The organism is Ochrobactrum sp. WV_118_8, from assembly GCF_039631535.1.
GTDB classification, from domain to species: domain Bacteria; phylum Pseudomonadota; class Alphaproteobacteria; order Rhizobiales; family Rhizobiaceae; genus Brucella; species Brucella anthropi.
On record NZ_JBDIUZ010000007.1, the window covers coordinates 1 to 25,401 of the forward strand.

Sequence of the window (25,401 nt, forward strand, 5' to 3'; positions counted from 1 at the left end):
GGCGCGGCTTTCCGACGAGCAGCGGCAGGCGATCGAACACATCACCGGGCCGGAGCAGATTTCCGCTGTTGTCGGCTTTGCCGGTGCTGGCAAGAGCACGATGCTGGCGGCAGCGCGCGAGGCATGGGAAGCGGAAGGCTATAAGGTTCATGGTGCGGCGCTGTCAGGCAAAGCTGCGGAAGGACTGGAAGAATCGTCGGGCATCCATAGCCGCACCCTCGCGTCATGGTCTTACAGGTGGGACAGTGATCGCGGCCAGCTCAACCGCGGCGACGTGTTTGTGATCGACGAGGCGGGCATGATCGGTTCGCGTCAGCTGGCCCGGTTTGTTGGCGAGGCCGAGGCGCGCGGGGCGAAGATCGTGCTTGTCGGTGACCATGAGCAGTTGCAGGCGATCGGGGCCGGTGCACCGTTCCGGGCGATCGCAGAGGAAATCGGCCATGCCGAACTTTCCGAAATTCGCCGGCAGCGTGTGGACTGGCAGCGGGCGGCTTCCGTTGACTTCGCCACGCATCGGACAGCGGAAGGTCTGGCAGCCTATCATGCGCATGGCGATATTCGTTTCAGCGAGACGGGCGAAGGGGTGCGGGGTCAGATCGTGCGCGATTATCTTGCCGACCGTGACGAGCGTCCGGAGGGAAGCCGCGTTGCCATGGCGCATCGCCGGGCCGATGTGCGGGCGCTCAATGCGGATATTCGTGCCGCGCTTCAGGAGCGGGGCGAACTTGCTCAGGGCAACGTGCCCGCCGTGGGCTCGGACGCCGGCGCGCTGACCTTTCAGACCAATGACGGCAAGCGCGAGTTCGCGCCGGGCGACCGCATCGTGTTTCTTGAGAATGATCGCGACCTTGGTGTGAAAAACGGCATGCTTGGCACCGTCGAGCATGTGGCAGCTCAGCGACCGGGTGCCGGCCCCATGATCATCGCCACGCTGGACCGGGGCGACAGCATTGCCGTACCGATGGACAGCTATCAGGCGGTGGATCATGGCTATGCGACGACGATTCACAAGAATCAGGGCGCGACGGTGGATCGGTCCTTCGTGCTGGCATCCGGCACGATGGACCGGCATTTGACCTATGTCGCCATGACCCGGCATCGCGACGAGGTGCAGCTTTATGCGGCGGAGGATGAGTTCACCAAGGCTGGAAAACTGGTCGAGAACGGGGCCGCGCCGTTCGAGCATGATCCGAAGAACAGCGACAGCTATTTCGTGACGCTGGAAAACGATCAAGGGCAGCAGCGCACGATATGGGGCGTCGATCTTGAGCGCGCCATGACCGAAGCCTCGCCGGAGATCGGTGAGAAGATCGGCCTTGAGCATGTGGGTTCGACGCCTGTCACTTTGCCGGATGGAACCGAGACGCACCGCAACACATGGCAGGTCCGCGAGGCGAATGAGCTGGCCTATGCGCAGCTTGAAAAGCATCTGTCGCGCTCTGGCGTCAAGGAAACGACGCTCGACTATGCAAGCGACCTTGCCGAGCGGCAGTTTGCGGAGCGGCGCGGGATAGCGGAAAGCATGGGTGTTGTCAGCGAGATCGAGCTTCCCGCCGAGCGGCAGCGCAAAAGCCTGTCGCGCTCTGAAAGATCGGTCCCGGCCTCTTGGGGTAGAGGGGGTGACATAGAGGACCGGGACCATGCGCGCGAGGATGCGAGCACAGGCAGGTTGCATTCTTTCAGCGCCAAAGACAAGGACGAGGATCATGCGCGCGGATCCTCGCAAAAACCTGGTGTGGATCTCGCGCAGGATCTGCGTGAGGATCCTCACGCAGATCTTGGCAAGAATCTCGCTTCCGAGCGGGCGCAGCAGGAGCGTGTTGACGAGAATAGCCCGCAAATCGATCAGCAGTCGCCACAGCAGGTCGAGAGGAAGCGCGGCGGCATATTTGCCGGTCTCAAGCTCACTGTCAGTTCCGGGGCGCCTACTGCGCCTTCTCAGGCTTCTTGGATGCAGCCGGAAAGAGAGAGAAGCTTGCGGCCCGCCCCGGCGCCTGCCAGTCCGGCTTTCGACAGACTGGCCGAGCGGGTGCGGGCGCAGTCACCGCTTGAGGTGGCGGTTGACCGTTATGCGCGGGCTTATCAGTCAATCGCACAGCACCATGCCGATGGTCTTCCGATCCTCGACATGCAGCGGCAGGAAATCCGCGCAGCTGGAAAACAGCTGGACCAGGTGCACGCTGGAATGAAAGATTTAATGGTTTCGACCTTGGGGCATGATCCGGAGGCGGCGCGCGCCATGACAGCGCTTTCAGGCCGGGAGCGGGTTTCTCATGTCATTGACGCGATGCAGCATGAAAACGCCGCCCTGCAAGACCCGCATGTCCGGGCCGACCGGTTCATGAACCGTTGGCAAGAGTTGCAGGATCAGCAACGCGAGCTGCGCGGCTGGCGACATGACGAGGCGCGCGCCAGGATCGGAGACCAGTTGCAGGGCCTTGCCAAGAGCCTCGAACGTGACCCGCAGGTGGATTCCATTTTGCGCAATCGCAGCCGGGAGCTTGGTATCAGGCATACGCTCAGCCGGGGGGAGAGTGTGGCGCAAGCGTTGCAGGTGGACAGGTCACGCGGTCAGAGCATGAGCCGGGGCTTTGGCATCGAAATGTAGGTCGGGGGAAATGTAAGGTCAGGAGATCATGACGGAACGCGACGACGAGCAAGAGACGGCGCTGGCCGTTCTGGACGAGGACGAGGCCGGTGATCCAGCCGCCGCTTTCGATGCGCTGCGGCGCACCATCGAGGCGCAGGGTGCGCAGATCGCTGCTGAATTGACCGTCATGCGGCGCGGGCTGGAAGCGGCGTTCGATCAGTTCGACAGGATCGGCGTGCCGCAGGACTACAAGCCGCAGCTCGCCCGGATCGTGCAGGCGCTCGACACTGTCGCGGATCGCCTGCAGGACGTCGAGCAATTGCCGGTTCTCAAGCAGGACGCGCAGCACTATGCGGCGATCATCGGGCGCAGCGGTGAAAATCTGGTGCATGGTGCCGTGCGGCAGATCGAGCGGCAGGCGTCCGATCTCGAACGCGTCGGGCGAAACCTCACTGAGCGCATCGAGAGCGCACGGGAGCGCCGCCGGCAAGACTGGTGGCTTTCCGGCATGGCCGGGGGCGGGGTGATTATCGGCGTGCTGCTGACGCTGTTTGCCCCGCGCATCTTGCCCGGAACCATCGACATGGCCGTGGCTTCCACCGTCATGAACGATGATCGCTGGAATGCAGGGGCGGCGCTCATGCAGTCGGAAAGTCCCGCAGGCTGGCGCAACATTGTCGATGCCGACCATCTTGTGCAGGCCAATCGTGAGACGTTAACCGCCTGTGCCAGCGCCGCCGCCAAGGCCGGCAAGGATCAGAAATGTACCATCACCGTGTCAGCGCCGACGCGGTAGTAAAAGGAACTCGGTGTGGTGCGGTTCAAGGTAGGTGCTGTTGCAACAGCACCTTTTGCGCATGGTATGAGGTGGGATCCTGTATATAGCATCGACGAGTTGCCAGTGGGCAATGCTGCCGAAAGGCTTTCGATCATTCACGACGGTTTAGCATTATTTTTTTACTGGCTGAGCAGTAGTGGCGTACTGGATCTCATCAACGAGACACTGATCATGTTGACCCGGCTTCTTGGTTGGTCGCGCAGTAGAACCGACGGCTGGAATGGTTGACAGTGAAGCGTGAAGACCACAGAAATCTGCGGCCACGCGGTTTCAATGCTTGCAAGAAATCAAAGGCTGCAAACGCCATATTCTGACTGATGCCGAGAGCACATGTTGGGCGCACCGCCCCCAACTTGGCCCAACAGTGCTAACGCTGATCACAAAGCCTTTTAACACCCTCTACCTATTTCATCATTCCTCGAACAAATCGGGAAGGTTGAGTATACGACCTTGAAATATTACTTGACATAAAATATATCCCATTTAACGTTTGTAAAGAGAGAGAACACACTTGAAAGCAGACATAGATCGCCAGTGGGAGGTCATTGGCCGGAATATTAAGCGGCACAGGTTGCGGCAGCGACTTTCCCTAAGGGATCTGGGATTGCTTTGCGGTGCCAGCGCTAGTTTTCTTAGCCAGCTCGAACGAGGAGTAAGCGGAGCGCATATATCCACGTTAATGCAGATTGGGGCATCATTGCACGTCAGTTTGAGTGAGTTGACGATGGAGGCCGACAATGCGGAGGTTCATGTCGTCCGTGCGCTAGACAGGGGGGCTATCAGCAGTGATGAGGATCATCAGAAGTTTCTTATCACGCGCAAATCTTATGGTTCGTTCGAGGTTTTCATTCACAGGATTAATCCTGAGACGGCGAATGCGAGTGAGCCTTATACGCACGGTAATGCTCAGGAGTGCATCTATATTCTTAGTGGAGAGGTGGATGTCCGGGTAGGTGCCCAGACCATAGGCCTGCGTGCGGGTGACGCGATGGAATATCGATCGAGTATGCCGCACCTGATCACCAATCCGGGGAAAAAAATCGCTGAAGTCCTGTTCGTCGTTGGTCCCGACGAACCGTAGATTCAATTTGAGACCGGGAGGAGAACCATGAAAAAGAACAAATTGCTGCTAACAGCATTGGCGTGGGTGCCAGTATTCTGCGGACTCGCTAATGCCGCCCCGGTTGCGGGCGAAGTGGCGCCCAACAGCTTGACTGGTCAAACGATTGTTTTTGCTTCATCAGGAGGTATTCTTCAGGATGGGCAAAAACAGGCCATATGGGATCCCTTCCAGAAGGAGAGCGGCGCAACTGTCCTTCAGGACTCTGGTGTTTTCAGTAAACTTAAGGCGATGATCGATAGTAAAAATGTATCGTGGGATATGTATATTGGTGATAGATATTTAAGTTATCAGTATTGTGGGGATTTTTTTGAAAAAATTGATAAAACAGTAGTGGATTTAACTAATATTCCTGAGGGGCTTGTATCCGACGATTGCATGGTTCCTGCAATTATATATGCAGATATCATGGTGTACGACGCTGATAAATATTCGACGCCGCCGAAAAATTGGCAAGACTTTTTTGACGTGGAGAAATTCCCGGGTAAGCGTGGTGTCAATATGAGTTCGAATCCTATGACGGGACTCATAGTTGGTGCCCTGCTCGCGGATGGCGTGGCACCAGATAAGCTTTATCCTATTGATTTCGATCGCGCGTTTAAGAAGCTCCGTTCCATTGAGGACCATCTTGTTGGTTGGACGACGGGAGCACAGGCTCAACAGCAGCTCGAATCCGGAGAGGTTAGTATGGCTCAGGTGTGGAACGGACGCGGCTTTGGAGCCGCACAGGCTGGCCACAACATCAAGCCGATCTGGAATGATTGGATGGTGGCGGTGGACTCCGTATCCATCCCTAAGGGATCTAAGAACGTCGCCGCCGCCCAAGCTGGCCTGAACTATTATCTGGGCGCTAAGCAAACAGAACGTTTGGCAGAACTAACTTCCTATGCGCCTGTGAATGTGAATGCCAAGCCACAGTTGTCCGATCTTGCAATACAGTGGATGCCGAACAAAGAACGTTTCAAGACCTCCCACAATCCTGACGTCAAGTGGTGGTCTGAGCATTGGTCGGAGTTTTCTGATCGCTGGTCTGCATGGATTTCGGGTTACTAGGGAGCTGTCACGTGACATTAGCAACAGCAGGAGAGGGACGCGCATCTCGCGTTCATTCTCCACGCGACATCTCTTTGGTCATCCTTGTTCCTGCATTGGCATTCATGGTGATATTCTTCATTTATCCGCTGTGCGATATTCTATGGAAAAGCATCAGCCTGCCACGGTTGGGAATGCAGAACTATGTCTGGTTCTTCACGAATAACGTGAACGTGGCGGTGTCGCTGCGTACATTCTGGACGGCATTAATTGTTTCGGCCGTCTGTTTAGTGTTGGCATATCCTTACGCCTATGTCATGAGCAGGGTCCGCCCAAGGATGCGGGCCCTCCTGTTGGCGATAGTTCTGACCCCACTGTGGACGAGCCTAATGGTGCGCACCCTAGCTTGGATCGTTCTGCTCCAGGATACCGGCGTTATCAACGATGTTTTAGAAATGCTTGGAATTGGCCGACTCCAGCTTATTCGCACGACTACGGGCGTTATCATCGGTATGGCGCAAATGCTCATGCCATTCATGGTGCTGCCGCTCTATTCGGTCATGTCCAAGATCGACGGTAGCTTGCAACTTGCAGCTCAAAGTCTTGGCGCAAAGCCGAGTGTCGCATTTTGGCGAATATATGTACCTTTGACCAAGCCAGGAATTTTCGCAGGCACGATGACAGTTTTTGTTTTGAGTCTCGGTTTCTACATTATTCCCGCACTGCTAGGATCGCCTCGAAACACTATGATTTCAGCGATGATTCAGCAGCAGGTCTCGGGACTGCTCGAGTGGGGTCGAGGCTCAGCAATGGGTATTGTGCTTTTGGTAAGTACCCTCATCGTCATTGCCATTTTTATGCGCTTATCGCGTGGTCTTAAGCTAGATGGCGTGGGGAGGCTATGATGTCACGTCATCTCATCAATATCAGTGTCACTGTAGTCGCATTATGGATAATAGCGCCGTTGTTCGTCATAATCCTGACTTCTGTGAACAGCGAGGCGAGCTTTAGCTTTCCCCCTCAAGGGTTTTCACTGCGCTGGTATACCAACTTTTTGTCTGATGCGGGGTGGTTATCGGCCTTCTACGACACTTCTATAGTTGCCATACTAACTACTATCGTAGCTACGGCTTTGGGCTTACTTGCTGCTCTTGGGCTCTATCGGAGTAATTTTTACGGTAAACGCGCCATCACTGGTCTTCTCATTTCACCGATGATTGTGCCTGGAATACTGGTGGCTGTAGGCCTCTATTCGGTGTTTACGCGCTTCGGCTTGGTCGGAACGCTGACTGGTTTCGTTATCGCTCATACGGTTGTCGCCATTCCTTTGGTAGTCATAAACGTGCTCTCCGCCCTGAGTTCATTTGATCCAAAGCTAGCACAAGCTGCGGGTAGTCTGGGCGCTACGCCATTGACCACGTTTCGAAAGATCACTCTCCCTCTGATATTACCAGGGGTAGCGGCCGGCGCAGCTTTCGCCTTCGTGACGTCTTTCGACGAGATTATCATCTCCCTGTTCATCCAAAGCCCATTCATTCAGACGCTGCCCGTGAAGATGTTCCAGAGCGTAACCTTCGACAGTGATCCGACCGTCGCCGCAGGTGCTGTCCTGATGATGTGCATCTCAGTTGGCTTGGCCTCTCTGACGGCTCTAATCAAGCGTCCTGCGGAGTTAAAAAATGATCAGTAAAGACGATGTTATGGCGACCGGCGTCGGGGCTCCGGTGGAACTTCGAAATATTAGTAGGAAATATGGTCACTTCGATGCCGTGAAGAATGTCAATCTGACAATAGCGGCGGGCGAATTCATGACCTTCCTTGGCCCAAGCGGTTCAGGAAAGACGACGACGCTCAACTTAATTGCAGGCTTCAGCGAGGTCAGTTCAGGGGAAATCGCGATCGGGGGAACCCAGATGCATCGGACTCCTCCCTACAGACGCAATCTCGGCGTTGTTTTCCAAAGCTACGCATTGTTTCCCCACATGACCGTGGCGCAGAACATCTCCTTCCCTCTCGAGCAAAAGAATATTCCGCGTGCCCAGAGACAGGATCTGGTTCGTGAGGCCATCCAATTGGTCGAACTGCAGGGGATGGAATCACGAATTCCGAGTCAGCTTTCAGGTGGTCAGCAGCAGCGTGCCGCTCTAGCGCGAGCTCTGGTCTTCAAGCCCAATGTCCTATTGCTGGACGAGCCTCTGGGCGCGTTGGACAAGAAATTGCGCGAGGCGCTGCAGGACGAACTCAAGCGCATCCATAATAATGTTCGAAGCACTTTCATCTTCGTAACCCATGACCAAGAAGAGGCGTTGGCGCTTTCTGATAGGATCGCTATCTTCAACAGAGGTACGATTGAGCAGGTGGGAACCGGGCAACAGCTATACGAGACGCCTGAAACGCTATTCGTTGGGCGCTTCCTTGGAGATTCCAATACGTTGAGAGGTGAAAGATTAGCTGACGGTTCACAGACTTCTGTTCTTTCCTTCAAAGGAAACCAGCTCGTCACTCCTTTTACTCCCGATAAATCTCGGAATATTTTGCTGTTACGCCCAGAAAAAATGAGACTCCAGCCGCGTACTGAACACTTCCTGGCTCCAGGTGATAACAAACTTGCAGCCACCGTAACTACTATCACCTACCTAGGATCTTCTTGGAAGTACGATGTCATTCTAGACGACGGAACGCCAGTAATCGTTAGGCAACATGCGGAATCGAACATTCACCAACCTGGTGATGCTGTGGATGTCGTCTGGGCACACAGCACTGGCGTTTTGCTCAATGACGCAGATTGAACGGACTGATATCTTGCAGATCGAGAACCTCAACAGTCCAGTTCCAGTTGGGTCGACAGAGAAAACCAACGTGTATCCGAATGTTATATTCGGAGTGGTCGCAATGCTGACGGCCGCGCTCCTAAATTCGCTGGGGAGCGTTCTGTCGAAGATTCTGCTCGGTCATTTTTCTGTTTCCCAGTTGGCCTTCGGCAGGGTCCTCGTCACCTTCGTGATTCTCCTACTCATCTGTGCCGTGAGAATCCGGAGAATCCCACCACTTACCTCCAGCGATGTAATGGCATTCATCGGTTATGGTCTTGCTGGTATGGTTATGTCACCCTGCATGTACTTCGGTGCAATCGATCGGATTTCTATCGGGGTTGTTCTGATACTTGAGTATTCCGCACCGATCATCGTGCTAGCCTATCTTCGCCTAGTACGCGGTGAGCTAATTCCTCGACCGATTGCGGTGGCGATGGCAATATGCATCGTGGGATTGGCCTGCGTTGCACTATCCGGTGGAGCCCTCGTACTTAACGCGACTGGCATCTTTTTTGGTTTTGGAGCAGCCATTGCTCTAGCGGCAGTCTATCTGCTTGCCGAAAAGTCCCTTAAAAACCGACCGACCTTGTTTATTTCGACCTTCGGCTATCTGGTGGGTTCTATTGCTTGGATATTCCTTGCTCCCGTTTGGTCCTTCCCGTTCGATATGCTGAACGCCACCGTTCAGGTTACTCTAGGTAACGGGATTTCGGGACAACTAAACGTTACCCTAATGTTCATGATCCTTGGCGGCGCATTCACAGTTCTGCCCACACTTCTTATGCTGAGTGGCATCCGTATTCTCGGACCCGCACGAGCGAGTAGTTTGAGCATTTCTGAACCGATCATATCGAGTGTTATTGCATGGCTGGTCTTGGGGCAGGTTCTCTCTCCACTTCAATTTTTGGGGGGCGGAATCACCATCATTGGACTGCTGTTGCTTGAACGGGCACGCCGATATTCACGGACCTTGTAAACTCAACCAAGAGGAGGAATAGAAATGAAAATTGTTATCGCAGGTGCGGGCCTTGCCGGCATGCAAGCTGCTTGGCGTCTGGCCAACGAGGGGCATGAAGTCACGGTTTTGGAATCATCTAATCGCGTTGGAGGTCGATCGTGGTCTCAACAATTGTCGAATGGCGAATATATTGAACGCGGTGGGGAGTTTATTTCGCCCGAAGATCATGCCATTCGGTATCTTTGTGCTGAACTTAACATCCAAATCGTCTCGCATGAAATTGCATTCAATCGTCGTTGGATGCACGATGGTACTCGCATGTCGGCGGAGCAGCTTAACGGGTATACGAATAAACTCCACAACACGATCAGGGCGATGGAACGTGATCGGCAGAACGACATATCATTAGATGCAGCTGCTAGAGAGGCGTTCGGTTCAGACTACCAGTCCAATCGGATGTATCTCAGGATGATCACTTCTCTATCGCAAGATGCAACAAAGGTGAGTGCTCGAGGCGTTCTTCACAGGGAGGGGAACGCAACAGATTATGTAGAACACGGGGGCCGCGTTCTCAAAGGTAATAATTTTATAACTCAGGAAATACACCGTCGGCTAGGTTCCGAATCAGTTAAGTTTGGGCAAGTTATCACTGCGGTTGAGCAAAAGAATGATAAAGTAGTTTTCACAACTTCGAGCGGCGATGAATTTGTCGGCGATGCTGCAGTTATCGCCATTCCTCTGCCAAAACTGAAGGAGCTGATGAAAGGCTTTTCTCTTCCCTCCTTGGTTCGTGAAGTGATCGAGACGCGGCAGATGGGCGTCGCTGCGAAGATATCCGTGGGAACGCGCTCAGGAGCGATGCCACGTGGCGAACAATATCCTGAGGAACTTTGGTGGACGTGGAATTCTGCTTCACCCTACGGCGGCCACGAGGGAAGGCCTGCTGTCACGGCCTTCGCAGGCACCAAACCGACCGTAGACAAGTTAGAGCTACAGGATGGTGGGGTGGCGTGGAAGAAGAAGATCCAGGACTCCAGAAAGGACCTCGATCTGACTGACGAATACATAATGACCGACTGGCAGCACCAACCACATACGCTCGGTGTCTATTCGGCACCCGGTTTGGAATGGCGGCCTGAGTTCGAAACCGCCTTCGATGACCTCGTAGGACGAGTGGCCTTTGCCGGCGAGCACACATACGTATCGAACATGAACGGTGCGGTTTACTCAGGGACACGAGCCGCGAAAATCATCCAGAAGCATTTTGGCTGATACGCATCCAGCGGTCGCGTCAGTGTCGACAGCTTCCTTTTCCAAAATTGAGGAAACATCATGATCGAGTTTCAGGCTTTCTCAGATTCTATCGGCACCAAGTTGCCTAACGTCCCAACCCTTAAACCTGGCAGTCTGACTGCGGGCCAGACGGAAACCTCTAAGGTTCTGTGGAGCTCACCGGGAGACCAGTTCCAAGTTGGTATTTGGGAGTGCTCGGTGGGGAAATTTCCATCCACGCGGCCTGATATGTCAGAAGTCTGCCATGTGCTAACCGGTCGCGTGGAAATTGAGGATGAGGATGGCGAAAAAAGGCTTCTGAAGGCTGGAGATACGTTTGTGTTGGCTCGTGGCTGGCAGGGGCATTGGAATGTTCTCGAACCTCTTCGGAAGCTATACATTTTCAATCGTGAGGCTTGAGTGAGGACATTACGTGATTCTCGAGCGATCCCAGTTTGAGTAGCTGGGATCGTTCTTTGACTGTTCGTCCATAGATGAACAGATGCAACATCATGTAGTCGGCGTTGAATAACGGCTAGAGCGATTCCAGTTAAAACGGAACCGCTCTATCTATTTGTTTTACGCATTATCCCGCGCAAAACTGCTATGCAGTTTCGCTGGAAATGCTCTAACCCATTGATCTTCTGGCTATGGAACGATGTGAAGAAGTACCGGCTTTCGCCATGAGAAGGGTGATGGTTGCCAGGATGAGACGCAGATTGTGCCCTGCGGCCTCGAGCAGCGCATTGATAACATCACCAACATGCCTGAGGAGGAAGTTGCGGTCCAGCCCGCCATCGAACTTCGTGAGCGCAATGAATGGCCCACGGCAGTGCCGACATTTTGGGGATACCCATAAAGAACAACCGCAATGAACACATCGGAGCTGTCAGTTTTCAAAGTCGATGTCAGCGATCTGTCACAGTCGATGACAATGGTGTTTCCTGATCGGCGAGTTCTGATGACAGTGTTGACGTGGCAGTCGCTTTGGCCTTGAGGTCCGCAAGTTCTCTATAGAGAGTTGAACGACCGAGCCCGAGTTGCCTGGCGACTTGAGCGGGGCGGACACCAGCATCAATCAACTTCAAAGCAGATTCCAGCTTGTCGTTATCCAGGGGAGGCCTTCCAAGTTTCTTCCCGCGTGCCTTGGCCGCCGCGATTCCGTCGCGGGTTCTCTCGATAATCAGACGGCGCTCGAAATGGGCGATCGCCCCGAACACATGGAATATCAGTTCTCCAGCCGCTGATGACGTGTCAAGCCTTTCTTCCAGTGATCGGAATGCCAACCCTCTCGCCTTGAGGTCGTCGACCGTTTCGAGAAGCTCTTTCAGTGACCGCCCGAGCCGATCGAGACGTACAACACAGACGATATCACCATTGCGGGAGAATTTCAGGAGTTCGGCCAGACCGGGCCGCTCGAAGGTTTTGCCGGAGATCACGTCCTCGAAGATTCTGATGGCTCCCGCCTCTTCGCGCAGGCGGCGGCGCTGCACTTCCAGATCCTGGTCCTTGGTGGAAACGCGGGCGTAACCCAGAACATCGGGCATGGTAACGTTTGTTCCATCTCTAAATTGCTCGGTTTATGGACAGAGGCCTCATACCAACGTATGAGCGTCCCAAAGCGTCTCTAAATTCAGTCCATAAATAGCACGCGCCTCAAAAGTCAGGAACACATTTTCTGGACTTCTTCCGGGTGATTTCGACAGAATTCACGAAGCGCGATCATCAATGGGGTCGTTTGCGGGAGGGGGCGGAATTCTACGCTTGGGCGGTTGGCGGCAGTGGAAAGAAAGAAGTGATCGTGCAATGGGGTGGAGAGATGCTAACCAAGGATGAAATTTCATTCCTGAAATCACAGAACTTCACGGTGAATGATGTCTATGATGGCCGTGGACAATCATCGGCAGCGTGGAAGGCTGGTGTCCGAGCGGCGGGCAAAACGGTAGTTTTGGGAACGCCGTGCAAAAATGGTGGTCATAGACTAAGAACGCGGTCGGGCCACTGCGCACAATGCGACACAAGCAAATTGTCGTATCAACATCGCCACCACACTCCCGGTTATATCTACATTGCCGGATCGCGGTCCGCAAAATTGCTGAAGATAGGCACCGCTATCGACATTGATCAGCGGACACGGAACCTTCGCAATCAAGCGTATGGAGGCATTCGAGATTGGGAAATGCTTTTCACGGCGAAAGTTCAGAACGGCGGAAAAACTGAAAGTGATGCTCTTCGGCGGCTAAACGGCTATAAGATCGTGCGTACCTATGACAAAGACGGTTCGGCCCAAGATGCCGCCGAAATGCTCAAGACCAGCTTCAGCAAGGCTATAAATGCCGTAGCGCAAGCAATCGGCGCAGACGCTGCCAAAGAACTCTGGAAGTCCCCGCATTGGAAGGACTTTGATTTCAAATAGGCCCGGGAGGGGTGGGATGTATGATTTTTTCCTTGGCATCGCCGGCGTGGTGGTGGGAGCGGTAGGACAATACCTGATCGAGCATTTTCGCTTCAAGCGGGAAACCGAAGCTCAGCGAAAGCTGGACGGCAACCGCAAGGCGTTACTGAAGGTTGCGTTGGAAAACCCGCCGCAAGGTAAGGAATGGCGGGAATTATCCACGTTATCCCACATCATCGGGGCTGATTTTGAAACCACGACACGGCTGTTGATTGAACTCGGTGCACGCGGCTCCGAAGGCGAGAAAGAGGTCTGGGCGCTCTTGAGCAAAAAGCCGCTGCGGGGAAGCAACGCCTGAATTTTGCACATCGTTTCATTAGCCAAGGTTTGGCGACATGGCTGGTGCGAAAGGAGTGAAGCGGCGGACCGTTTGCGACGCATTGATTGCGACACGGGTTTTGAAACGGAAATACCCCGGTTTGCCGTGTATTCTGAACTTGTATCACAAATCTTCGTTTGCGAAACATGCTGATCGGCTATGCCCGCATCTCCAAGGCTGATGGTTCCCAGTCGCTGGACCTCCAACGCGACGCACTGACCGTCGCCGGGGTGCCTGCTGAACGCATCTATGAAGATCAGGCATCAGGCGCCCGCGATGATCGCCCGGGACTCGAGGCCTGCCTGCGGTCGCTTCGGGAAGGAGATGTTCTCGTCGTTTGGAAACTGGACAGGCTCGGGCGCACGCTGACCCACCTGGTCAACACAGTGCGAGGCCTGTCGGATCGCGGCATCGGTTTGCGCGTACTCACAGGTCAGGGTGCCGAAATCGATACCACTACCTCGGCAGGTCGAATGATCTTCGGCATCTTCGCGACCCTGGCCGAGTTCGAGCGCGACCTGATACGGGAGCGCACCATGGCCGGTCTTGCCGCCGCCCGGGCCCGCGGGCGAAAAGGTGGGCGGAAGTTCGCCCTGACAAAGGCACAGGTGAGACTAGCCCAAGCTGCCATGGCGAACAGGGACACGTCGGTGGCTGCCCTCGCGGCCGAGCTCGGGGTCAAGCCCGTCACGCTCTATCGCTACGTCGATGCAAACGGAAATCTCAGAGAACATGGGAAACGCGTGCTCTCAGCTTAGCGTACTATTCTGCACTCTCCGGCAGCAGACCCCGTCATGATCGAAGCTGGCATCCCAGATGCCCCGCATCGCTCGCCGAAAGGTCTACGTCACGGGTTCGGCGTCCACGCCACCGTCCAGGGCGTCCCCCTCCATATGCTCCAGCGCTGGCTCGGACATGCGCAGCTCAGCACCACCGCAATCTACGCCGACGCGGTCGGGAAAGAAGAACAGCATATCGCCGCCCGGATGTGGGGGTAGGAATGGACCTGAAACAGATTGACGTGCCCCCTCGGTCGATGATGACATCGTTCATCTGAGGCAGGATCATCGCCGCTCTCAATGGTGGTGATCTCGGCAGCCCGGATTTCTAAGGATTCTTCATCAATCCCGATGCAGATCTAACGCCATATGCGTCGTTTAGTGCCGCCATACTTTCGGGCGTTCCACTCGCATTTACCCTTTAGCATTAGACCCCATTCCGGTGCATCTGGCTGCGATCGATTCTGTGCTAACGGGTCATGAAGCACTTTTCCTGTGCTACGTTGAAGTGTAAAATCACCGATGTTTAAGCGACCAAAAGTTTTAACCAGCGGCGATTTTGCTGAATAAAAATCAATTATACTTCAAAATTTTATTTCTGGACCTACCTCAATCACAGATTGTTCGGCTGTCGCAAGTATGGTTCAGGATGGCTCTGTTGCACAAATCCCATGAGGGATTCATGTCGTGAATCCAGTGTGGTAGCTGGAGGGTATGAGCAAGCCGACACCCCCTGCCTACAAGACAAGGAACTGGCCAGCCTACAATGCGGCACTCAAGCAGCGCGGTTCGCTGACGATCTGGTTCGATCCCACCATGACCTGGGAGGCTGCGCCGACCGGGAAACGTGGCCGACAGCCCGACTACAGTGACGCAGCCATCCAGACCTGCCTGACCATGAAGGTGTTGTTTGGCATGGCGCTCAGACAGACGACTGGCTTCGTCGAAAGCCTGCTGGGGCTGATCGACCTGGACTGGGCTGTGCCCAACTTCAGCACGCTGAGCCGTCGCCAGAAGACCCTGAAGGTCAACATCCCCCACCGCGGCTCGCATGGCCCGCTGCATCTTCTGATCGACAGCACCGGCATCAAGGTCGAAGGTGAAGGGGAGTGGAACGCGCGCAAGCACGGTGGCACCAAACGTCGTGTCTGGCGCAAGATCCACATCGGAATTGACGAGCAAACGCTGGAAATCAGGGCCGCGGAGTTCACCACCAGCGACGTAGGCGACGCGCCCATGTTGCCCGAGTTGCTCGACCAGATCTCGCCTGATCAAGAGATCGCCAGCGTCACCGCTGATGGCGCCTTCGACACGCGCAAATGCCATGACGCCATCGCCGCCCGCGGTGCAGCAGCAATCATTCCGCCGAGGAAGAACGCCAAACCCTGGAAACCCGACACCCCCGGGGCAATCGCCCGCAACGAAGCTCTGCGCGCATCAAAACGCTTCGGCCGGACGATCTGGCGACGATGGAGCGGCTATCACCGCCGAAGCCGCGTCGAGACAAAGATGCACTGTGTCAAACTGCTGGGCCAGCGCCTCATGGCGCGGGACTTCGACCGTCAGGTCGCCGAGTTCCAGGTCCGTGTTGCCGTCCTGAACGGCTTCACCGCGCTCGGCATCCCCGTCACGAAGGTCGCAGGATAGGTCTGTCCGGGGATAGGGGCAGTCCGATCATCCGCCGATTTGTGCAACAGAGCCGACCGAAGCCCAAGATGCCCATAGTCCGGCCACACAGATCCATGCCAACCGCAGTCTGCCAAATCGGGTCAGCGGCATGGAATCGTTTGGTTTCCTGAGGAATCCCTCGCGCAAGCGCAAGCACCAACCCAAAGGCTAGTTCTGATGCACCATACCCACTGCCCGGCGTGCCGCAAACGGTGATACCGCACGCCCTAGCAGCGTCGAGGTCAATAGCGCGGTTGACCATGCCGGTCGTGACAAGCAAGCGCAGGTCAGGTAGGGAGGCCAACAGATCCGCTGGAAACGGCGTTCGCTCGCGCATTGCCACCACAACGCTGGCACCACGCAGTCGCTCCACCAGCGCAGCGCGTTCAGGAATGTGAATACTGCTCACTGAAACATCGGCGTGCAGTCCTGACCAATCTGCCATCGTTTTCGCAACACACTGATAGTCATCGAGGATCACGATGCGCATTATTTGGTACCTATCGGGGCGCTGTAATTTCTCGGAGATGGATCGGCATCATACGGCTCTGTTGCACAAATCCCATGAGGGATTCATGTCGTGAATCCAGTGTGGTAGCTGGAGGGTATGAGCAAGCCGACACCCCCTGCCTACAAGACAAGGAACTGGCCAGCCTACAATGCGGCACTCAAGCAGCGCGGTTCGCTGACGATCTGGTTCGATCCCACCATGACCTGGGAGGCTGCGCCGACCGGGAAACGTGGCCGACAGCCCGACTACAGTGACGCAGCCATCCAGACCTGCCTGACCATGAAGGTGTTGTTTGGCATGGCGCTCAGACAGACGACTGGCTTCGTCGAAAGCCTGCTGGGGCTGATCGACCTGGACTGGGCTGTGCCCAACTTCAGCACGCTGAGCCGTCGCCAGAAGACCCTGAAGGTCAACATCCCCCACCGCGGCTCGCATGGCCCGCTGCATCTTCTGATCGACAGCACCGGCATCAAGGTCGAAGGTGAAGGGGAGTGGAACGCGCGCAAGCACGGTGGCACCAAACGTCGTGTCTGGCGCAAGATCCACATCGGAATTGACGAGCAAACGCTGGAAATCAGGGCCGCGGAGTTCACCACCAGCGACGTAGGCGACGCGCCCATGTTGCCCGAGTTGCTCGACCAGATCTCGCCTGATCAAGAGATCGCCAGCGTCACCGCTGATGGCGCCTTCGACACGCGCAAATGCCATGACGCCATCGCCGCCCGCGGTGCAGCAGCAATCATTCCGCCGAGGAAGAACGCCAAACCCTGGAAACCCGACACCCCCGGGGCAATCGCCCGCAACGAAGCTCTGCGCGCATCAAAACGCTTCGGCCGGACGATCTGGCGACGATGGAGCGGCTATCACCGCCGAAGCCGCGTCGAGACAAAGATGCACTGTGTCAAACTGCTGGGCCAGCGCCTCATGGCGCGGGACTTCGACCGTCAGGTCGCCGAGTTCCAGGTCCGTGTTGCCGTCCTGAACGGCTTCACCGCGCTCGGCATCCCCGTCACGAAGGTCGCAGGATAGGTCTGTCCGGGGATAGGGGCAGTCCGATCATCCGCCGATTTGTGCAACAGAGCCGCATCATACCCCAAGGGAGCTAACCGAGTTGCCGCAAACAGAGCCACAGTCCTCGTCGGCCGCAAACACCAGATACGCCGTATGATATTCATGTTTTTTCCGCCCCCGCAAATCGAGGATACTTAAAGGCTAGGCTACACAGAAGGATCAAAGCCGTGGCGTACAAAGTGGCGCACTACAGTGTCAATTTGTCTTCCCACGAAAAGCCTGTCTGCCCGAAATGCCCGAAGGTCGCCGTCGGGCGAAAGCAGGGCCTCGTCAACCTTAGACGCTCGATGATGCGGCGGGGCCGCATCACGTCAAAGAGATCGATCCCCAGCTCGCGGTAAAGCTCAGCAGGTACCGCAGCGCTATCCACATCGAAAGAGATTTCGACCGGCTCTGCCACGCCTATGGCATAGGCGACGCGCACCTCGCAGGCGCTCGCCCATCCGCGCGCTACAACGTCCTTGGCCAATTGGCGCGCGGCATATGCCCCTGACCGGTCTACCTTGGTGGCATCCTTTCCTGAAAAGGCACCGCCGCCGTGGCGCGCGTAGCCGCCATAGGTATCTACGATGATCTTGCGTCCCGTCAGCCCCGCATCTGATTGCGGTCCGCCGACATGAAAGGTACCTGCCGGGTTCAAATGGAAAATCGTGTCGGCGGTGATCCAGTCACCCAAAACTGGCTCAGCAATCTCGGCGCGCAGCAACGCGCGCACCGACTCGATCGACAGATCGGCGGCGTGTTGAGACGAGATTACGACGTGTGACACATGCAGCGGTCGCCCGTCCTCATAGCGGACCGTAACCTGTGACTTGGCATCTGGTCCAAGCAGACGCCCCGCAGCGGTGGCGCGAAGCCTGTGATGCTGGCGCATCAGCTCGTGGGAAAGCTGGATCGGAAGGGGCATGAATTCGGGCGTATCGGTGCAGGCAAAGCCGAACATGATGCCCTGATCGCCCGCGCCCGTATCTTCCTGACTTACACCGGAACTGATTTCGGGCGACTGATGGCTGATCTGCCGCAAGATGCGGATGTTGTCAGGGTCTACCCCCCATATGCCGTCGCCATGGCCAATGTCGCGCAATACACCGCGCGCCACTGCGTCAAAATCAATTTCCGCACGGGTGGTCACCTCCCCTACAAGGCACAGCAGATCACCCTTGATCGCGGTTTCCATGGCGACGCGTGACATAGAATCCTGTGCTAGACAGGCATCCAGAATGGCGTCTGAGATCTGGTCACAGATCTTATCCGGGTGCCCGGCTGAAACACTTTCCGACGTAAAAAGGCCGTTGTGCATTCGGGTTATCCTTTGTCAGTTATTCAGTGTCGCGGTGCCGGTCATTCGCACGACACCTTTGTCATCGCGAATCCACAGATCAAATCCGGCATCATTTTCGCGTCCCTCGGCGAACACCGTCTCATTGGTGAAAACAGGCTGCACACCGCGAAAGCTGAAGCGTCGGATTTTTTGATCTGTGCCAGCGGGACAGGCGTTCAGCATCAGTGTGGCCAACAATTGGCCCTGAACGATGACGCCGGGATATCCTTCTGTACCCGTTGCATAGTCGCGATCGTAATGGATGCGGTGGGCGTTGAAGGTGACAGCCGAGTAGCGAAACACCATCGTCTCATCCGGGCAGTGCCGCTCGCTCCATGCAGGTGCGGCGGGCGCCTGCTTGCCGGTAGGTGCCACCGATCCGGCGGGCGGATGGTCGCGGTAGACCAGCGTCTGTTCTTCTTCGATAGCAAGGGTGTCGTCGGACTCATACCGGTTCATGACCTTGACGAAAACAAGCGCACCGCTTTCTCCCTGCTTTAAAGACACATCCGCGATTTCGGCGGTCTTGATCACGGGCGCCCCGATGCGTAGCGGGGTGTGGAACCGGATATCACTGGCTGCCCACATACGGCGCGGCAATGCTACGGGGGGCAGAAACCCTCCGCGTTTCGGATGCCCGTCAACGTCGATCTGCGACTGTGCCACCGTCGGCCCGAAATATAGCCATTGCGACAGAAGCGGCGCTATGGCGCCTTGTTCCGCTGCTTCCGCATGGTCCAGCAACGCTTTTAAACCCTCAATCGGCCAAGCGTCGACAAAGGCTTTGCGTGTCTCGTTTCGGCCAATCCAGGGCGTTAGTTTCGCAATATCCATCGGAGGTTCTCCTACATCTGCCGATGTGTTTGGCATGTTCGTAGTTGTTATTGCAACTACTAAATTTGTCCCCTATGGTCAAACCAACGACATGCGGGTTGCAGAGGAGGACACCATGGCAATCATCAATGTGAAGACCGAGATTACCGGCAATATCTGGAAGATAGAGGCGCAGGTCGGTCAGACGCTCGCCGAAGGCGACACGATCATGATTCTCGAGTCGATGAAGATGGAGATTCCTGTTTGTGCCACCGAGGACGGTGTTCTGATCGAAATCGTAGCCGAAGAAGGCGCGACTGTGACTGAGGGGACTGTTGTCGCCCGCATAGAGGCCTGACATGAAAAAGCTACTTGTTGCTAACCGGGGAGAAATTGCGCGCCGCATTATTCGCTCGGCCCGCGCTCTTGGCATTGCAACCGTCGCGGTCCATTCCGACGCTGATGCCACCGCAGCCCATGTCACCGACGCCGACGAGGCCGTGGCCATCGGCCCAGCCCCCGCACGGGAAAGCTATCTGGATGTGGCCAAAGTGTTGCAGGCAGCCCGACAATCCGGCGCGGATGCAGTTCATCCCGGCTATGGCTTTTTGGCCGAGAATGCCGACTTCGCCGAAGCGGTGATCTCTGCGGGAATGATTTGGGTTGGGCCCAGCCCAGATTCCATCCGCGCCATGGGTGACAAGCAACGCGCCAGAGATCTCGCCATGGCGGCAGGTGTGCCGATCGTGCCGGGATCTGGTCGGTTCGCGCCTGGCGACATCGAGGGGGTCGAGGCGGCGGGGGCCAAGGTTGGCTATCCCCTTCTAGTTAAGGCGGCGGCAGGCGGCGGAGGCATCGGCATGCGGATGGTCGATGATCCGTCCAAGCTGCTGGAAACCGTGGCCGCAACGCAATCCATGGCGGGTAAGGCATTTGGTGACGGGTCTGTGTTTCTGGAGCGTTTTGTTCCGAAGGCGCGGCACATCGAAATTCAGGTGTTTGGCTTTGGCGAAGTAGGTGCAATCCATCTTTACGAGCGCGACTGTTCCTTACAGCGGCGCTTTCAGAAGGTGATCGAGGAAAGCCCCGCCCCCGGACTGCCGGAATTCGTGCGCGCGCGCATGACGGCAGCCGCTGTCGCGCTATGCCGCCACACCGCCTATCGCGGGGCAGGCACGGTGGAATTCATCGTAGACGCGGCAAGTTTTGATTTCTTCTTCCTTGAGATGAACACGCGCATTCAGGTCGAACACCCCGTGACCGAAATGGTGACCGGGCAGGATCTGGTGTCGATGCAGTTGCAGTTTGCATCGGGTGATCTGCAGAAAGTACCGCAAGCCACGGTCAGCTGTCAGGGCCATGCCGTCGAATGCAGGCTTTACGCCGAAAACCCGGCAAAACACTTCATGCCATCGCCGGGGACTCTGTCGGTATTCACCCTCCCGCCCGAGGCCGCGGATTTGCGGATCGACAGCGGGTACCGCCAAGGCGATAGCGTGACGCCGTTTTATGACCCGATGATTGCAAAGGTGATTGCGCACGGAGCGACACGCGACGCGGCGCGGGTCACCGCGGCGAAGGCGCTACGCGATCTGACGGTTGAGGGGGTCCAGACAAACCGCGCCTTCCTGATCGCTTGTCTTGAAAACGAAAGCTTCACAGCGGGTGACGTCTACACCGGCTTCATCGATGAACACAGAATGGCGCTGCTGGGTGCCGCAACCAAGGAGATAGTATCGTGACAACTCAACCCACTCTCGCGGATCACCTGTGGGCGCAGCAGGACGGTATTAAAGGGCTGATCCGGCAGATCGCATTTATTGCGGCGGGTACGGCTGTGATCGCGATATCTGCCCGCGTGCAGGTGCCGATGTGGCCCGTGCCGATGACCATGCAGACGCTCGCCGTACTGCTGATTGCGGTCAGCTTCGGCGCACGGCTGGCGGCTGCAACTCTGGCGGCCTATTTGGCACAGGGCGCGGTCGGTCTGCCCGTTTTCGCGGCGGGTGGTGGCATCGCCTTTCTCGTTAGCCCTACGGCGGGCTATCTATTCGGTTTCCTCGTGGCGGCGGTGATCGTCGGCGGTCTCGCTGATCGCGGCTGGCACCGGACGATGCGTGGAACATTGGCCACCATGGGGCTTGGCACCGCGATCATCTACATGCTTGGGGTCGGTTGGCTTGCGGTGCATGTCGGTCTGATGCAAGCCGTGTCGCTTGGCTTGGTGCCCTTCATCGCCGGTGACCTGGTGAAAATCGCGATTGCCGTGCTGATCCTGCCGAAGGTCTGGTCACTGGTCGCAAAGATCAGGTGAGAGCATCCGCCGACAATATCGCCGTAGTGCAGGCCTGCCCCGAAACAGGGGCAGGCCGAACAATTTTCAGGCTACCGCGCCTCCTGCGAAACGTTTGCGGATCATCGGCAACAGACCGCCTTCGTTCAGCAGTGCTACCTCGGCCGGCGAATGCGCCTCAAGCCGCAATGGCAACTGCACGGCATTAGCCTGCACATGCAGCGTTGCACCTGGGGTAAGACCACCCTTTGGCATATCGATCGTCAGCGGCTCATCACCCGTTAAGGCCAGATCTCGCCGTGTTGCGCCGCCGGTGAAAGTAAGAGGCAATACGCCCATGCCGATCAGGTTGGAGCGGTGGATCCGCTCAAAGCTTTCCGCCAGCACGGCCACCACGCCTAGCAAGCGCAGGCCCTTAGCAGCCCAATCGCGCGATGAGCCTGCGCCATAGTTTTTGCCTGCAACGATCACAAGGCCGGTACCTGTCTTTGCGTGGCGTTGCGCCACATCCCAGATGCTGGCGATATCTTGACCAAAACGCGCTAGGTTGCCGCGCTGCCCTGCCATGAACTCGTTTTCCAGCAACGGGTTGTCAAACATGCCTCTCGCACAGACTTCGGGGATGCCCCGCCGCAGGCCATAGTTGCCCAGCTTTTGTGGTAGCGTTCCCCGTTCTGTCAGCCAAATCCCCGCCGGACTGTCGGGACGTATCGCGGCATTGGGTGATATGTGATCCGTTGTGATGCCATCTTTCAGGGACAACAGCGCGCGCAGGCCCCCAAGCTTTGCCCCATTCTCCAACGCCGGTGGCAAGACGGCAAAGGCAGATGGCTGGATGAACAGGCTCTCGGCGCTCCATGGAAAGCGATCGCCGCCGGGTGCCGTCAGGCTTTCCCAGTCGTCTGTAGTTTCCATTCCCGCCTCATAAGACCGCCGGAAGGTAGTTGCCGTGACGTGGCGCCCCACCAACTCTGCCACCTCGGCTGGGTCTGGCCAAAGATCACGCAACGTGACCGGCTCTCCTTGTGGGGAATGGCCCAAAGGCGCGGTGGCCAGATCTACCGAGATATTACCTGCCAGCGCCGCTGCAATCACCAAGGGGGGTGAAGCCAGATAGGCGGCCTTGATCGCGGGATGAATGCGGCCTTCAAAGTTACGATTGCCAGATAGAACTGCCACCGTTGCCAAGCCGTCGTTATCGATCCGCGTGGCCAGATCGGGTAACAGTGGTCCAGAGTTTCCGTTGCAGGTCGTGCAACCGTAGCCGATTGTCTGGAACCCAAGGGCGTCTAGATCCTTTGTCAATCCGGCGGCGTCCAGATAATCCGTCACCGCGCGCGATCCTGGTGCTAGCGAGGTCTTGACCCAAGGTGCCGGCTTCAAGCCCTTGCGTACGGCGTTGCGCGCAAGAAGGCCCGCCATCATCATCAAAACCGGATTTGCCGTGTTGGTGCAGCTTGTAATCGCCGCAATGGCGACTGCTCCATGGTCACAGTTGCGACCAGCCACGCCCGCGATACCAAGCTTGCGCATGCGGTCATCGAAGGACGCGGGCACTCGCGCTAGCGACACGCGTTGTTCGGGCCGTTCGGGGCCTGCCATGCTGGCTTCGACCGTGGAAAGATCAAACACATGATCGGTCTCATAGATCGGCTGTTCGTCCGCCCATAGCCCCTGTGCCTTGGTGTAGGCCTCTATACGCGTCAGATCCGCGTCGTTCCGCCCCGTCATGCGTAGGTAATCGATCGTCGCCTGATCAACCGGGAAGAAGGTGCAGGTGGCCCCGTATTCCGGTGACATGTTGGCAATCGTCGCCCGGTCGGCCAACGGAAGTTTGGCCACCCCATCACCGTGAAACTCCACAAAGGCACCGACGACACCCAAGCCCCGCAGCATCTGCGTGATGTGCAGAACAAGGTCGGTCGCCGTTGTTCCTGCGGGCAAATCACCTGTCAGCCGCACCCCGATGACTTGGGGCGGCGAGAACTCTAATGGGATGCCCAGCATCGCCGCCTCAGCCTCGATCCCGCCCACGCCCCAGCCTAGGACGCCAAGCGCGTTTACCATGGTCGTATGGCTGTCAGTGCCGATCATGGTGTCAGGCCGTGCCACGCCATCACAGACCCGCACGACGTGGCTCAGCCATTCCAGATTGACCTGATGCATGATGCCGCGACCTGGCGGGATGACGCGAAAGTTGCCAAAAGCCGTCTGGCACCACTTGATGAAGGCAAAGCGTTCTCGATTACGCTCCATTTCGGCCTGCCGGTTAAGAGACAGGGCCGCAGAGCTACCGCTGAACTGCACGGCCAAAGAATGGTCCACCACGAAATCAACCGGTATCACCGGATCAAGGCTGCGCGGATCGCCGCCCTGATCTGCGATCGCGTCGCGGATGGATGCCAGATCCGTCATCAGGGCAACGCCTAGAAAATCCTGCAACAGGGCGCGGCCGGGCGAGAAACTGATCGCAGGCCCCGCAACGTCCCCGCGAAGCGCCGCAATTTCGTGCCGCGCCTGTGCCAGAGGCAAGCGCCAAAGAATGTCTTCGGCCAAGACCTTGAGTGAGCGTGGCAGGGTGGCCAGGGGGCCCACTTCTGTCTCGGCCGTGGCGAGGCACAGATATGTCAGATCGGTTTGAGGCAGCGGTTTCAGAAATTGCGGGTTTGCGCATTCTTGCATGCTGGTCACCGCTCACCGGCCATGACTAGCGTTCTCTGCGCCATTTCGGCGTGCAGACGCTCCACCATGCGCCCATCCACACGCACGACGCCAAGGCCCTGGTTTTCGGGTTGCTCAAACAGGTGGGCGATGCGTTCGGCCCATGCAAGCTCATCAGGGCTTGGGGAAAACACCTGATTGCAGGGCGCAATTTGACGGGGGTGGATCAGGGTCTTGCCATCAAATCCCATGTCCCTGCCCTGCTGGCACTCTGCCTCGAAGCCTGCGGCATCATCCAGATCGTTGAACACACCATCAATGATATCAAGGCAGGCACTTCGCGCGGCGGCAATGCAGGTCGCCAGCCAAGGCTGGAACGCAGCGCGGCCCGGCAACAGCCGTGCGCGAGTATCCTTTGACAGATCGTTGGTGCCCATCACCATGGCTGCAAACTGCGGCACCTCTGCGCGTGCGCCCGCGATCTCGGCCGCTGTCAGAATGGCTTTCGGTGTCTCCATCATCGCCCAGATCGCGATGGAGCTGTTGTCACCAAGGCCATCCCGCGTAGCCACAACGGCAGCCCGCGACGACACCTTGGGCACAAGCACGGCATCCGCGCGCGTCTGCGACAGGGCTGAAAGATCATCCGCGCCCCATGGCGTATCCAGCGCATTGATCCGCACGACCACTTCGCGCTGACCAAATCCACCTTCGGCAACCGCGCGCAGAACAGTGTCGCGCGCCTGCGTCTTTGCATCGGGGGCGACGGAATCCTCCAGATCAAGGATCACCACATCTACGGGCAGGCTGCGGGCTTTCTCCAGCGCGCGCGCGTTGGAGCCGGGCATGTAAAGCGCGCTGCGGCGCGGGCGGAATGTCATCAGAGT

The 25,401-nt window shown here is 57.0% G+C and carries 26 protein-coding genes and 2 pseudogenes; 20 read left to right on the forward strand and 8 right to left on the reverse strand.

All coding sequences use genetic code 11. The features are described 5' to 3' along the window. The 11 genes from ABDF71_RS26935 to ABDF71_RS26985 form a co-directional block, all read left to right on the forward strand. On the forward strand, nt 1–2,608 hold a 2,608-nt coding region (locus ABDF71_RS26935; RefSeq protein WP_500062009.1), incomplete at its 5' end, for an AAA family ATPase. Between the two features lie 28 nt (nt 2,609–2,636). Beyond that, on the forward strand, nt 2,637–3,386 hold the full coding sequence (locus ABDF71_RS26940; protein ID WP_194532000.1) for a DUF6118 family protein: 750 nt from the start codon (nt 2,637–2,639) through the stop codon (nt 3,384–3,386). A gap of 15 nt (nt 3,387–3,401) precedes the next feature. Beyond that, complete coding sequence (locus ABDF71_RS26945; protein WP_194532001.1) at nt 3,402–3,656, forward strand: hypothetical protein; 255 nt, start codon at nt 3,402–3,404, stop codon at nt 3,654–3,656. A 283-nt stretch (nt 3,657–3,939) separates the two neighbouring features. Next, a complete protein-coding gene (locus ABDF71_RS26950; RefSeq protein WP_194532002.1) occupies nt 3,940–4,509 on the forward strand; it encodes a helix-turn-helix domain-containing protein in 570 nt (189 codons plus the stop codon). Between the two features lie 27 nt (nt 4,510–4,536). Beyond that, complete coding sequence (locus tag ABDF71_RS26955) at nt 4,537–5,601, forward strand: ABC transporter substrate-binding protein (protein ID WP_500062010.1); 1,065 nt, start codon at nt 4,537–4,539, stop codon at nt 5,599–5,601. Nucleotides 5,602–5,612: 11 nt separating this feature from the next. Continuing rightward, nucleotides 5,613–6,485, forward strand: coding sequence for an ABC transporter permease (locus tag ABDF71_RS26960; protein ID WP_500062011.1), 873 nt, complete (start codon nt 5,613–5,615; stop codon nt 6,483–6,485). Next, a complete protein-coding gene (locus ABDF71_RS26965; protein ID WP_500062012.1) occupies nt 6,485–7,270 on the forward strand; it encodes an ABC transporter permease in 786 nt (261 codons plus the stop codon). The genes ABDF71_RS26960 and ABDF71_RS26965 overlap by 1 nt, the downstream gene beginning before the upstream one ends. Then, a complete protein-coding gene (locus ABDF71_RS26970; RefSeq protein WP_244980391.1) occupies nt 7,260–8,369 on the forward strand; it encodes an ABC transporter ATP-binding protein in 1,110 nt (369 codons plus the stop codon). The genes ABDF71_RS26965 and ABDF71_RS26970 overlap by 11 nt, the downstream gene beginning before the upstream one ends. Then, on the forward strand, nt 8,356–9,369 hold the full coding sequence (locus tag ABDF71_RS26975; protein ID WP_194532006.1) for a DMT family transporter: 1,014 nt from the start codon (nt 8,356–8,358) through the stop codon (nt 9,367–9,369). The genes ABDF71_RS26970 and ABDF71_RS26975 overlap by 14 nt, the downstream gene beginning before the upstream one ends. Before the next feature lie 24 nt (nt 9,370–9,393). Then, a complete protein-coding gene (locus ABDF71_RS26980; RefSeq protein ID WP_500062013.1) occupies nt 9,394–10,623 on the forward strand; it encodes a flavin monoamine oxidase family protein in 1,230 nt (409 codons plus the stop codon). A gap of 60 nt (nt 10,624–10,683) precedes the next feature. Beyond that, nucleotides 10,684–11,043 carry a cupin domain-containing protein gene (locus ABDF71_RS26985; RefSeq protein WP_194532008.1) on the forward strand — a complete coding sequence of 120 codons (360 nt, stop codon included), beginning with the start codon at nt 10,684–10,686 and terminating at the stop codon, nt 11,041–11,043. A gap of 208 nt (nt 11,044–11,251) precedes the next feature. On the opposite strand, the pseudogene ABDF71_RS26990 reads toward ABDF71_RS26985, so the two are convergent. Together ABDF71_RS26990 and ABDF71_RS26995 are read right to left on the reverse strand one after the other, a co-directional pair. After that, nucleotides 11,252–11,467: pseudogene (locus tag ABDF71_RS26990) on the reverse strand (IS5/IS1182 family transposase); the annotation flags it as partial. Nucleotides 11,468–11,531: 64 nt separating this feature from the next. Beyond that, on the reverse strand, nt 11,532–12,170 hold the full coding sequence (locus ABDF71_RS26995) for a recombinase family protein (RefSeq protein WP_194532009.1): 639 nt from the start codon (nt 12,168–12,170) through the stop codon (nt 11,532–11,534). A gap of 146 nt (nt 12,171–12,316) precedes the next feature. On the opposite strand from ABDF71_RS26995, the gene ABDF71_RS27000 reads away from it, so the two are divergent. The 4 genes from ABDF71_RS27000 (at nt 12,317) to ABDF71_RS27015 (ending at nt 14,395) form a co-directional block, all read left to right on the forward strand. Next, nucleotides 12,317–13,039: a GIY-YIG nuclease family protein gene (locus ABDF71_RS27000; RefSeq protein WP_500062014.1), complete on the forward strand. Its 723-nt coding sequence runs from the start codon at nt 12,317–12,319 to the stop codon at nt 13,037–13,039. 16 nt (nt 13,040–13,055) lie between these two features. Beyond that, a complete protein-coding gene (locus ABDF71_RS27005) occupies nt 13,056–13,376 on the forward strand; it encodes a hypothetical protein (RefSeq protein WP_125335980.1) in 321 nt (106 codons plus the stop codon). 167 nt (nt 13,377–13,543) lie between these two features. After that, nucleotides 13,544–14,155 carry a recombinase family protein gene (locus ABDF71_RS27010; RefSeq protein ID WP_500062015.1) on the forward strand — a complete coding sequence of 204 codons (612 nt, stop codon included), beginning with the start codon at nt 13,544–13,546 and terminating at the stop codon, nt 14,153–14,155. Between the two features lie 36 nt (nt 14,156–14,191). Further along, nucleotides 14,192–14,395, forward strand: coding sequence for a tyrosine-type recombinase/integrase (locus ABDF71_RS27015; RefSeq protein ID WP_500062016.1), 204 nt, complete (start codon nt 14,192–14,194; stop codon nt 14,393–14,395). Nucleotides 14,396–14,445: 50 nt separating this feature from the next. On the opposite strand, the pseudogene ABDF71_RS27020 reads toward ABDF71_RS27015, so the two are convergent. Next, nucleotides 14,446–14,595 (reverse strand): annotated as a pseudogene (locus ABDF71_RS27020) (IS5/IS1182 family transposase); the annotation flags it as partial. Nucleotides 14,596–14,890: 295 nt separating this feature from the next. Between ABDF71_RS27020 and ABDF71_RS27025 the strand changes: the two are divergent. Next, a complete protein-coding gene (locus tag ABDF71_RS27025) occupies nt 14,891–15,823 on the forward strand; it encodes an IS5 family transposase (protein WP_313709434.1) in 933 nt (310 codons plus the stop codon). On the opposite strand, the gene ABDF71_RS27030 is transcribed toward ABDF71_RS27025, so the two are convergent. Further along, entirely contained in the window at nt 15,804–16,289 is a 486-nt protein-coding gene (locus ABDF71_RS27030) for a Rossmann-fold NAD(P)-binding domain-containing protein (protein ID WP_500062017.1), read from the reverse strand. The two genes, ABDF71_RS27025 and ABDF71_RS27030, sit on opposite strands and share 20 nt — an antisense overlap. A gap of 162 nt (nt 16,290–16,451) precedes the next feature. Between ABDF71_RS27030 and ABDF71_RS27035 the strand changes: the two genes are divergently transcribed. After that, nucleotides 16,452–17,384 carry an IS5 family transposase gene (locus ABDF71_RS27035; protein WP_313709434.1) on the forward strand — a complete coding sequence of 311 codons (933 nt, stop codon included), beginning with the start codon at nt 16,452–16,454 and terminating at the stop codon, nt 17,382–17,384. 229 nt (nt 17,385–17,613) lie between these two features. On the opposite strand, the gene metK is transcribed toward ABDF71_RS27035, so the two are convergent. Together metK and ABDF71_RS27045 are read right to left on the reverse strand one after the other, a co-directional pair. Next, complete coding sequence (gene metK, locus ABDF71_RS27040) at nt 17,614–18,726, reverse strand: methionine adenosyltransferase (RefSeq protein WP_313709435.1); 1,113 nt, start codon at nt 18,724–18,726, stop codon at nt 17,614–17,616. A gap of 15 nt (nt 18,727–18,741) precedes the next feature. Next, the gene (locus tag ABDF71_RS27045) at nt 18,742–19,581 is read right to left on the reverse strand and encodes an HTD2 family dehydratase (protein ID WP_313709436.1); all 840 of its coding nucleotides are present in this window, start codon (nt 19,579–19,581) and stop codon (nt 18,742–18,744) included. Between the two features lie 115 nt (nt 19,582–19,696). Here ABDF71_RS27045 and ABDF71_RS27050 point away from each other — a divergent pair, with 115 nt between their 5' ends. From ABDF71_RS27050 to ABDF71_RS27060, 3 genes are read left to right on the forward strand one after another with little or no spacing between them, the layout of a single operon-like run. Next, nucleotides 19,697–19,918: an acyl-CoA carboxylase biotin carboxyl carrier protein subunit gene (locus ABDF71_RS27050; protein WP_313709437.1), complete on the forward strand. Its 222-nt coding sequence runs from the start codon at nt 19,697–19,699 to the stop codon at nt 19,916–19,918. A 1-nt stretch (nt 19,919) separates the two neighbouring features. Then, complete coding sequence (locus ABDF71_RS27055) at nt 19,920–21,302, forward strand: acetyl-CoA carboxylase biotin carboxylase subunit (RefSeq protein WP_313709438.1); 1,383 nt, start codon at nt 19,920–19,922, stop codon at nt 21,300–21,302. Next, nucleotides 21,299–21,874, forward strand: coding sequence for a biotin transporter BioY (locus ABDF71_RS27060; RefSeq protein ID WP_313709439.1), 576 nt, complete (start codon nt 21,299–21,301; stop codon nt 21,872–21,874). Before ABDF71_RS27055 ends, ABDF71_RS27060 begins: the two co-directional genes overlap by 4 nt. Nucleotides 21,875–21,940: 66 nt before the next feature. Here ABDF71_RS27060 and acnA read toward each other — a convergent pair whose 3' ends face one another. After that, a complete protein-coding gene (acnA, locus tag ABDF71_RS27065) occupies nt 21,941–24,535 on the reverse strand; it encodes an aconitate hydratase AcnA (protein ID WP_313709440.1) in 2,595 nt (864 codons plus the stop codon). Between the two features lie 5 nt (nt 24,536–24,540). Beyond that, nucleotides 24,541–25,395, reverse strand: a complete 855-nt coding sequence (locus tag ABDF71_RS27070; protein WP_313709441.1) for an HpcH/HpaI aldolase/citrate lyase family protein — start codon at nt 25,393–25,395, stop codon at nt 24,541–24,543. Between the last annotated feature and the right edge of the window lie 6 nt (nt 25,396–25,401).